Raw genomic sequence first — 9,758 nt, 5'->3', positions numbered from 1 at the left:
CCGGCCTGAGGCCCCGCGGCGACGCCGGCGAGCTTGCCGCGCCAGCTTTCGGCGAACGCCTTGGCCTCGAGCCGCGCCCGCTCGAGATCGGCGGCGAAACGGGGCGAGTCCATGCTGTCGTAGAGGTCGTCGAGCCGCCACCGCGGCAGGTCGCCCAGTTCGCCTGCGCCGGCGGGCGGCCTCTCAGCAGCGTCAGAGGAGGGGGAAAGACTTCTCATTGTCGCGACCTGTCCAATGTTCTCTTCACTATCGCCTTATCCTTCGCCCCGACAAAGCGGCGCTTTTGCGGATGACTCGCATCAGAAAGGGACTCCATTAACATGGCGTTTACCCTGATATCCGAGGGTCTCGCAACGCTCGGTTGAACGCTCGCTTCAGTCTCGGGAACACAATGGCCGCCCTCATCCTCGTTGTCGACGACGATCCGATCCAGCGGCGCCTGCTGGAAGCGATGACGAGGCGGTTCGGCTACGACGTCGAGACGTTGGATTCGGGCGAGGCCGCTCTGGCGCGCCTGCAGGCGAGCGACCGGCCGCCGGTCAACCTCGTCATTCTCGACCTCGTCATGCCCGACCTCGACGGGATGGGCGTGCTCCAGCGCCTGCGCCAGCGCGACATCGCCTTGCCTGCGATCGTCCAGACGGCGCATGGCTCGATCGAGGCCGTCATCTCGGCGATGCGGGCCGGCGCGATCGACTTCGTCGTCAAGCCGGTCGGCGCCGAGCGCCTGCAGGTGTCGATCAAGAACGCGCTGCGCGTCGACGCGCTCGAGGACGAACTCAGGCGCGCCACCCGGCGCAACGCCGGCGAACTCGGCTTCCGCGACATCGTCAGCCGCGCCGACTCGATGGCCCGCAGCGTGCGGCTCGCCGAGCGCGCGGCGAAGTCGAACATCCCCGTGCTGATCGAAGGCGAATCCGGCGTCGGCAAGGAGCTGATAGCGCGGGCGATCCAGGGCAGCTCGGAGCGGCGCGGCAAGCCATTCGTGACCGTCAACTGCGGCGCGCTGCCCGAGACGCTGGTCGAATCGATCCTGTTCGGCCACGAGAAGGGCTCGTTCACCGGCGCCACCGAAAAGCACATCGGCAAGTTCGCCGAGGCCAATGGGGGCACCCTGTTCCTCGACGAAATCGGCGAATTGTCACTCGAAGCGCAGGTCAAGCTGCTGCGCGCCTTGCAGGACGGCGAGATCGATCCCGTGGGCGCGCGGCGGCCGCTCAAGGTCGACGTCCGGGTCATGTCGGCGACCAACCAGAATCTCATCGAACTGGTGAAGGCCGGACAGTTCCGCGAGGACCTTTTCTACCGTCTCAACGTGTTCCCGATCTCCGTCCCGCCGCTTCGCGCCCGCTCCTGCGACGTCCCGGACCTCGCGCGGCGCTTCCTCGCCCGTTTCTGCGCCGAGGAGGGCAAGCGCATCCGCGGCCTCACCGCCGAGGCGCTAGCGCTGCTCTCGGCCTACGACTGGCCGGGCAACGTCCGCCAGCTCGAGAACGCCGTCTTCCGCGCTGTCGTGCTTGCTGACGGCGACGAATTGACGACCGCAGAATTCCCGCAGATCGCAGCGCAGGTCGAAGGCTTCGACGTGCGAATTCCCCCTGCCCCGCCCTCGGTGGCGGCGGACCCAAGCGCTGAGCCCCCGCGGCCCGCCCCGATCGTCACTCCCGACCCGCACGCGCTCAGACTCATCAACGACCACGGCGACGTGCGCACGCTCGAGGACATCGAGGCCGAGTCGATCCGCTTCGCCCTCGCCCATTACCGCGGTCAGATGTCGCAGGTCGCCCGCAAGCTCGGCATCGGGCGCTCGACGCTGTACCGCAAGATGAAGGACTGCGGTCTCGGCGACGGCTTGATCGGCGATGCGGCGTAAGGGTAAATCCGTGTTGGCGCCGATTCACACGCTCCGGGCCGTCGCGGGACGTCACGCACGGACCGGCGCGTGAACGCGCCGCGGAAGGGGAACATGGGTTTCGGCCAGCGGACGCGGCGCCTCGCGCCGCTACAGGTCTGCGTCGCCGCCGCCGTCCCGGGCCTGGCGGGCGGAGCGGTCGCGGGCGGTCTGGTCTCGCGGGCGCTGTCGCGCCTTGCCGACATCCCCGCCAATCCGCTGATCGAGAGGCTTAATGCCCCGCGCCCGAACGGCCCGCTGCCGGCCCACTATCGATCCATGCCCGTCGTCCCGGCCGACCTGGGCGCGTTCCAGCGCCTTGCCGACAGGGACGCCCTGACCGCGTTGGCGACGCCCCTCGGCGAAACGCTGGCCGACACAACGCCGCCTGGCGCGACGGCGGCTGACGCAACGCCGGCTTGGTCCCCGCCGCCGACCGTCGTCGGACCATCGAGCGCGCCGCCGGTCCCCATCCCGAACGCGAACTCGGACTCCGTTCCGCCGACCGCCGTCGTCGCGGCGCCGGGGACCGGCGCGCCCGATCCTGTCCCGGCCGCGATGGCCGAGGCGCTCGATCGCCTCATCCTCCGCGACGATCGCGCCAATCCGCTGGGCGCGGGCGATTGGGGCGCAGCGCGAGCGGCGATCGGGGCGTTTTACGCAGTCCGCGGCTTTCAGCCTGTTTGGGTCGACGGCGACGGACTCACGACAGCGGGCCGCGCCGTCGCAGCGCAGATCGCGCGCGCGCCGCAGGACGGGCTCACGGTCTCCGGCCTTTCCCTGCCCCGGAAGCTCTCCGCCCCGCTCGACCCGGCGGCGGTCGCGGCGGCGGAAGTCGCCCTCGCATCCGGCGTCGTCGCCTATGCCGAGCAGGCGAGCGGATCGCGGCTCGCGCCATGGCGCGTCTCGCCGGTCTTCGCAGCGAGGCCCGAGGTCGCCGATCCCGGCGAAGCCCTGGCCGAAACGGCCGCGGCGTCCGATCCCGGCGCGCGGCTTGCCGCGTTCAATCCGCCTCAGAAGGGCTATCAGGCGCTGCGCGAAGCGCTGAGGCGCGTGGACGAAAGGGCCGAAGGCGCGACGCCCGGCGACAATGCCGCCGCCGACCTCGGCGCCGTCTCCGACGCGCCCGCGTTCAGCGACGACGCGCTCGTCGGCGCCGCGGCGAGGACCGCAAAGGCGCGCGCCCACCGGTCCTACCTCGCTTCCGCCGCTCCGGCGGCCGCCCGCCGCGCCTCCGCCCGCGAGCGCGCCGCCATCCTCGCCAACATGGAAATATGGCGCTGGGAGCCGCGCGATATGGGCGAGCGGCGAATCGAGGTCAACATCCCGGACTTCTCCGTCGCGGTCATGGACGGGGATCGGATGGTCATGAGCTCGCGAGTCGTGGTCGGAAAGCCGGACACGCCGACGACGGTGTTCTCCGACCGGATGCGCTACGTGCTCATCAATCCGTCGTGGGAGGTTCCCGATTCGATCATCAAGAAGGAGATTGCGCCGCGCCTCGCTCACTTCACGCATCTCGGCTACGAGGTGAAGACGGTCGGCGGGCGGCTCATCGTTCGGCAGCCCCCGGGAGACGACAACGCGCTCGGGCGGCTCGCCTTCATGTTCCCGAACGACCACGCCATCTATCTGCACGACACGCCGGCGCGTCAGCTGTTCGCCGAGGACATGCGGGCCTTGAGCCATGGCTGCGTGCGGGTCGAGGACCCGGAGCGCCTCGCCGAGATTGTCCTCAACTGGCCGGAATCCCGCCTCGAGGCGGCGATCGGCGGCCCGGAGCGGACGGTCTTCCTGCCGCGCCCGCTGCCGATCCACATCGAATATTTCACCGAGTTCGTCGACGCCGACGGAACGCTCGAGGAGCGGCCGGACGTCTACGGCCTGACGCAAAAGGTCGCCCGCATATTGTCCACAAAAAGTCAAGATTGAATCGGGGACGCGATGGGTCTATACGCCAATCCGATTGAATTTCCCGAAGCTGTGACGCACTGGCCACAGCGAGGCGGAAGTCCCGGTTTCGCGCGCTCAAGACGCGCTCCGGGCGCAAGGCGGCTGGCCGGGCGGGATCCCCGGTCAGAGAACGTGCGGACGGACGCATGGGTCCGAGGTCACCGCGACCTCATCGGCGCGCCGCAAGTCGGAAGGATGATCTGTTGGGGCTTATTGTGATGAATTGGGGCTTACGCGGCGGCGCGTCGCGCGTCGCCTTGGCCGCCATCCTCGCGGTCGCCTGGATTTCGCCCAATTCGACCGAATCGGCGGTGGCCAACGGCGACACCCGGACGGTCATCTTCTCCAACCAGCACACCAACGAAGAAGGCTCGTTCACCTACATGGTCAACGGGGTCTACGATCAGGCGGTGCTCGACAAGCTCAACTGGTTCATGCGCGACTGGCGGCTCAACGAGCCGACCAAGATGGATCCACATCTCTTCGACATCATCTGGGAGGTCTATCGCGAATCCGGCTCTCAGCAGCCGATCGACGTCCTTTCGGCCTATCGTTCGCCGCAGACCAACGCCATGCTGCGCCGCCGCTCGCGGCAGGTGGCCGAGCACTCGCAGCACATGGAAGGCCGCGCGATCGACGCGCATTTCCTCGACGTCGGCACAGCGCGCATCCGCGACATCGCGATGCGGATGGAGGAAGGCGGCGTCGGCTTCTACCCGGTCGGCATCACGCCCTGGGTCCATATCGACAGCGGCTCGGTGCGCTACTGGCCGCGAATGAGCCGCGAGGCGCTGACGCGCCTCTTCCCCGATGGCAAGACGGTGTTCATCCCGGCCGACGGCCAGCCGATGCCGGGCTACGATCTGGCCAAGGCCGAGATCGAGCAGCGCGGCGGCCAGATCCAGACGGCGAGCGGTGGCGGACTGTTCGCCTGGCTGTTCGGATGGCGCGGCGGCGGCGCCGACGACGCCGAGGAGGCCGGCGGACAGGAGGCGGTCGTCGCCAGTCGCGGCGGGGGACGCGGCGGGCGTACGGGCGGCGGCAACGCGGCGCCGACGCCAGAGCCGGCGTCGATCGAGATCGCCGAGGCCGGACCCGTAGCCGTGGCGAAAGCCAAACGCGGCCTGCCGACCGGCCCGGCCTACGCGGAGCCGGCCCCGGCGGCGGAGGCTCCATCGGCGCCAGCGCCGGCGCCCGAACCCGCCGCCAAGCCGCAGGTCGTCGCGGCGCTGGAACAGCCGAAGGTCGAGAGCGACGCGGCGCCCGACTCCGCGGTCAAGCTTACCGGACCGATCGCGGCGCTCTACCTCGCGCCGCTGCCGCCGCGGCGGCCCGCCAATCTCGAGCAGCAGGTCGCCCTGCTCGCCGACATTCCCCTGCCCCCGGTCCGGCCAGCTGACCTTGCCGCGCCGGGGTCGAACGCGCCGACGCCTTTGCCGCCCGTCCGGCCGGCCCACCTCGCCCTGCTGTCGCCCGAAGCGATCGGGTCGCCGGACGTCACCGCGTCGATCGCGCCGCCCGCTCGTCCTCCGGTTGTCGCGGTCGCCAACGCTCCGGCGGTTGCGCGCGCCGCACCGTCCGATGACTCAGAGGGCCTGCCGAGCGTCATCACGCGGGGCATCACCAAGCCTCCGCCTGCCGCCGCGCTGGCCCTCGCCGAGCCGCCGCCGTCCCCGGCCGCGGACGAGGGAACGCTGCTGGCGCGCGCCGCGGAACTCGACGCGCCGCTGCCGCCGATGCCGATCCCCAACGTCGACCCGGCGTCGACATCTCAGGCCGCCGCACCGGCCGAGCCCAAGGCCGGCTTCATCGCCAAGGTCGCGAAACTCTTCGGGTTCAAGACGCCCGGCGGCCCGGACGACCCGCACGGGCCGCAGCCGTAACCAGGGTTACGCGAAACGCCAATCGGCGCGAGGTCGCCCTCGCGCCGACTGTTGTGGCCGCTATGTAAAGGTTCGCCTCAGTCGCGGTCGATCGACCACGGCCCCGGACCGGCCGCGGCGAAGTAGAGGAACAGGAAACAGAACAGCACGGCCGGCTCCCCATAATTGATCGCGGGGAAGAAGCTCACCGGGAAATGCGCGAGGAAATAGCCGAAGGCCATGAAGCCCGAGAGCACGAACGCGACCGGCCGGGTGAACAGGCCGAGCACGATCAGGAGGCCGCCGACGAGTTCAATCGTTCCGGTGAAATAGAGCAGCCCCGCTGGCATCTTGTCGATGAACGGCAGGCCGGCGGGAAAGCCGAGGAGCTTGCCGGTGCCATGCTCCAGGAAAAGGAGGCCCGCGACGATGCGCAGGATCGAATGCAGCGCCGGCGCCCAGGAGCGCGGGAGGATCTTCACCTTCGACGTCGGGGCGCCGGCCGGGAGTGTGGATACGCTCATGGTCTCATCCCTTTGGTTTTGCCACCTTCTTGTAGCCGCTGGCCTCAGCCTTTGAGCTTGGCCGCGGTCTTGGCGATGAGTTCGCCCTGGTGACGGGCGCCGTCAAGCTCGATCTTGCTCGGATGCCGCTGGCCCTGGCCGCCAGCGATGGTCGTCGCGCCGTAGGGCGCGCCGCCGACGATCTCTTCCAGCGTCATCTGGCCCGCGTGGCTGTACGGCAGGCCGACGATCACCAGTCCGAAGTGCAGAAGATTGGTCAGGATCGAAAAGAGCGTCGTCTCGTTGCCGCCGTGCTGGCTGGCGCTCGAGGTGAATGCGCCGCCGACCTTGCCATGCAGCGCGCCGGTCGCCCAGAGCCCGCCGGCCTGCTCAAAGAAGCTCCCCATGGCTGACGGCATCCGGCCAAAGCGGGTCGGCGCGCCGACAATAATCGCGTCGTAGTTCGCCAGATCCTCGACTTTGGCGATCGGCGCCGGCTGGTCGAGCTTGAAATGCGCCGCCTTGGCGATTTCCTCCGGGACGATTTCCGGCACGCGCTTGATGTCGACGGTCGCGCCGGCGGCTCGGGCGCCCTCCGCCTCCGCATGGGCCAGCGCCTCGACGTGGCCGTAGCTCGAATAATACAGAACAAGCACTTTGGTCATGGGAACGTCTCCGGATCGTGGATCGAGGTTACAGCACCTTCGCCATCTGGTCGAAGGCGAAACGGGGGCTGCGGGGGAAGAGCTTGGCGTCGTCGCCGTAGCCGATGTTGATGAGGACGTTCGACTTCACCTTGCCGTCGGGGAAGAACTCGGCGTCGACCTTGGCGTTGTCGAACCCGGCCATCGGGCCCGCGTCGAGGCCGAGCGCCCGCAACGCGAGGAGCAAATAGGCAACCTGCAAGGTCCCGCTCTGGAAGGCGGTGCGGTCGGCGAAAGCCCGGTTGCCGGCAAACCAGCTCTTGGCGTCGGCGTGTGGGAAGAGGTACGGCAGATGCTCGTAGAACTCGACGTCGTAGCCGGCGATGGCGACGACCGGCGCCGCCATCGTCTTGGCGGCGTTTCCGGCCGAAAGGGCCGGACGCAACCGCTCCTTGGCCTCCTGCGAACGGAGGAAGAGCACGCGCAACGGCTGCGAGTTGGCGGCGGTCGGCCCCATCTTGGCGAGGTCCAGCGCCTCAACGAGCAGATCGTCCGGGACAGGCCTGTCGAGAAACGCGTTATGGGTGCGGGCGGCGGTGAACAATTGTGCGAGAGCGGCTGCGCCAACGCCGGCGCCGCGCTCATTCCTGAGTTCGGTCATGAGAATCTCCGTGCGCTGCAACATGGGGCGGGGCCACCATCAGCACAACTCAGCAAATTGTGATGATTTCCATCTGTCTGGATGATAGACATATACGGTGATTGATGCATTGACTCTCGATCAGATGCGGATCTTCGTCGCCGCCGTCGATGCGGGCAGTTTTTCCGCCGCGGCGCGGAAGCTCGGACGGGTGCAGTCGGCGATCAGCCAGTCGATCGCGGCGCTCGAATCGAATCTCGGCGTAGCGCTGTTCGACCGGTCGGGCAGGACGCCGAAGCTCACGCGGGCGGGCGAGGCGCTGATGAAGGACGCGCGCCGCCTCCTGCAACGGGCGGACGAGCTGAAGGCGCGGGCGGCGAGCATCGCCTCCGGCATCGAGGCGGAACTTTCGCTGGCGGTCGACCCGATTTTCCCGCACGCGCCGCTGATCGCCAGCCTCAAGGCGCTGAGCGTCGAGTTTCCCAAGCTGCCGGTCACGATCTTCACCGAGAATCTCGGCGGTTCCGAGCAGCGGCTGCGCGACGGCGCGGCGCAATTCGCGATCGCGCCGATGCGTCCGGACGGCGTCGGCGACCTCATCGCTGAGTTTCTGGGGGCCTTCGACGTGGCGCCGGTCGTCAGTGTCGACCATCCGCTGGCGCGTGAACCCGAGCCGATCGCGCGCACGACGCTCGAGCCCTACGTTCAGCTCGTCCTCACCGACCGCACGCCGCTGACGCAGAACTTCAGCGGCGGCATCGTCGGCCATCACATCTGGCGCTTCGCCGATCTCTCGACCCGCCTCGAGTTCCTGCTCGCGGGCTTCGGCTGGTGCAACATGCCGCTGCATATGGTGCGCGAGCCCATCGCGGCGGGACGGCTGAAGAGGCTGGAGCTCGCCGAGCAGGACCCGTTCCAGTTCCGCGTTCACGTAATGCGGCTGCGCGGCAGCGAGATCGGGGTGGCCGGGCGCTGGCTGATCGACGACCTCAGGCGGCTCATCGCGGCCTGTCCGGAGGCGTACCGCGCCGAGTCGACGGCTGCGTAGGACCGGGCTTCTCCAAAAAGCAAAGGCCCCGGCGGGAGCGTCCCGCCAGGGCCTTTTCTCGTCGTCGCGCGACAGAGCCAGAGACGGCGCTTTCAGTTATCGATGCAGCCGCGATTGCACTCCCCGGTGTTGCGCGACAAGCCGTCTGAATCGTCATCCCGATGCATGGCGGGCGCAATCATCGACGGAGACAGGGCCTCCGCGGATGCGGGGATCGTGTGGACATGGGCGACGCGCTGAAGATGCGCCTGATGCTGCACGCCGTCGTTCGAGGCGTTCGCCGCCGCCGGGAAGGCCAGCGCCACTGCGCATGCGATGGCAAATGCTGAGGTGGAGAGAGCGGTACGCATTTTATCCTCCTGGCAATGAGTGAATCCCGAGACCGTCGGGCTCGTCTTTATTTCTTCGTTCGATACACTCAACAAAACATATTCCTGACAAATCAGCCGTGATGGCTGTCACACAACAGTCAACCAACCGTCATCTCCTGAGGTTTAGGCCTTTGGGTGTAGCGGGCGGCTCACACGCGCGGCGAAAGCCGGCGAGACAAAAAGCCGCGGAATGCGGATTTCGCTTGCCAAAGGCGATGCGTTGTGAACATTGTTCTCAAACGGGCGGAACGGCGTATTCGAGGAGGGGAGTGGGTAAGAGAAGTCCTATGCGCGCCGGAGTCCTTCATTCTTCCACATCGTTTGCTTAAGGCCGCCGCGCCCCTCGGGGCGAGAGGGTCTGTCCTGCAAGCGGTCTCGCGGTCCGGGGCGCGGGCGAATGATCTTTCGATAGCGGCCTTTCGGGGAGCCACGGCGCGTCCTAATCCGTCCTCGCGCCGCGCAAACCCCTGAAACGACGAGCGACGCGCCGGACCGGATAGACGGCGCGCCGCTCGCTGTCTTTCAACAGACCGGTCGCCTTTCCGGCCCGGCTATCGCGCCGCGCGCTCGCGTCCGTAGAGCAGCAGCATGGCGATGATCACGACCCCATAGATGATCTGACGTCCCGCGTCCGGCATCTGCACCACCGACAAAATCGACTGCAGGAGCGTAATCAGGATCACCCCGGCGACCGTGCCGAAATAGCTGCCGCGTCCGCCGAGGATCGAGGCGCCGCCGAGAACCACCGAGGCGATCGCCGGCAGGAGATACGCCTCGCCCATGCCCTGCGCGGCCTTGCTCGCGTAGCCGGCCAACAGCACGCCGCCGAATGCTGACAAGCCCCCG

9 protein-coding genes and 1 pseudogene are annotated in these 9,758 nt (G+C 68.2%); 4 read left to right on the top strand and 6 right to left on the bottom strand.

Annotated features, from left to right (window positions below; translation table 11 throughout):
• Positions 1–218: pseudogene (locus ACLP25_RS08975) on the bottom strand (M3 family oligoendopeptidase); the annotation flags it as partial.
• 173 nt (positions 219–391) lie between these two features.
• On the opposite strand from ACLP25_RS08975, the gene ACLP25_RS08970 reads away from it, so the two are divergent.
• The 3 genes from ACLP25_RS08970 to ACLP25_RS08960 all read left to right on the top strand — a co-directional run bounded on the left by ACLP25_RS08970 (position 392) and on the right by ACLP25_RS08960 (position 5,727).
• Positions 392–1,873: a sigma-54-dependent transcriptional regulator gene (locus tag ACLP25_RS08970; protein ID WP_442468857.1), complete on the top strand. Its 1,482-nt coding sequence runs from the start codon at positions 392–394 to the stop codon at positions 1,871–1,873.
• 69 nt (positions 1,874–1,942) lie between these two features.
• Positions 1,943–3,823, top strand: coding sequence for a L,D-transpeptidase family protein (locus ACLP25_RS08965; RefSeq protein ID WP_442468856.1), 1,881 nt, complete (start codon positions 1,943–1,945; stop codon positions 3,821–3,823).
• Between the two features lie 224 nt (positions 3,824–4,047).
• Positions 4,048–5,727 carry a DUF882 domain-containing protein gene (locus ACLP25_RS08960; protein ID WP_442468855.1) on the top strand — a complete coding sequence of 560 codons (1,680 nt, stop codon included), beginning with the start codon at positions 4,048–4,050 and terminating at the stop codon, positions 5,725–5,727.
• A 77-nt stretch (positions 5,728–5,804) separates the two neighbouring features.
• Here the strand turns inward: ACLP25_RS08960 and ACLP25_RS08955 are convergent, their stop codons facing one another.
• Genes ACLP25_RS08955 through ACLP25_RS08945 form a run of 3 tightly spaced genes read right to left on the bottom strand, consistent with a single transcriptional unit; the run spans position 5,805 to position 7,514 of the window.
• Positions 5,805–6,230 (bottom strand): DoxX family protein, encoded by a 426-nt coding sequence (locus ACLP25_RS08955; protein WP_442468854.1) that lies wholly within the window; start codon positions 6,228–6,230, stop codon positions 5,805–5,807.
• A 44-nt stretch (positions 6,231–6,274) separates the two neighbouring features.
• Complete coding sequence (gene wrbA, locus ACLP25_RS08950) at positions 6,275–6,874, bottom strand: NAD(P)H:quinone oxidoreductase (RefSeq protein WP_442468853.1); 600 nt, start codon at positions 6,872–6,874, stop codon at positions 6,275–6,277.
• Between the two features lie 28 nt (positions 6,875–6,902).
• Positions 6,903–7,514: a malonic semialdehyde reductase gene (locus tag ACLP25_RS08945; RefSeq protein ID WP_442468852.1), complete on the bottom strand. Its 612-nt coding sequence runs from the start codon at positions 7,512–7,514 to the stop codon at positions 6,903–6,905.
• Between the two features lie 97 nt (positions 7,515–7,611).
• On the opposite strand from ACLP25_RS08945, the gene ACLP25_RS08940 reads away from it, so the two are divergent.
• Positions 7,612–8,541 (top strand): LysR family transcriptional regulator, encoded by a 930-nt coding sequence (locus ACLP25_RS08940; protein ID WP_442468851.1) that lies wholly within the window; start codon positions 7,612–7,614, stop codon positions 8,539–8,541.
• 92 nt (positions 8,542–8,633) lie between these two features.
• On the opposite strand, the gene ACLP25_RS08935 is transcribed toward ACLP25_RS08940, so the two are convergent.
• Positions 8,634–8,891, bottom strand: coding sequence for a hypothetical protein (locus tag ACLP25_RS08935; protein WP_442468850.1), 258 nt, complete (start codon positions 8,889–8,891; stop codon positions 8,634–8,636).
• Positions 8,892–9,463: 572 nt separating this feature from the next.
• The coding region (locus ACLP25_RS08930) for an ABC transporter permease subunit (protein WP_442468849.1) at positions 9,464–9,758 on the bottom strand (295 nt) is incomplete at its 5' end.

This window comes from Roseiarcus sp. (assembly GCF_052145395.1).
In the GTDB taxonomy this organism is placed as follows: Bacteria; Pseudomonadota; Alphaproteobacteria; order Rhizobiales; family Beijerinckiaceae; genus Roseiarcus.
The sequence above is the reverse complement of the archived record's forward strand: the minus strand, read 5'-3'. Positions and strand labels throughout refer to the sequence as shown.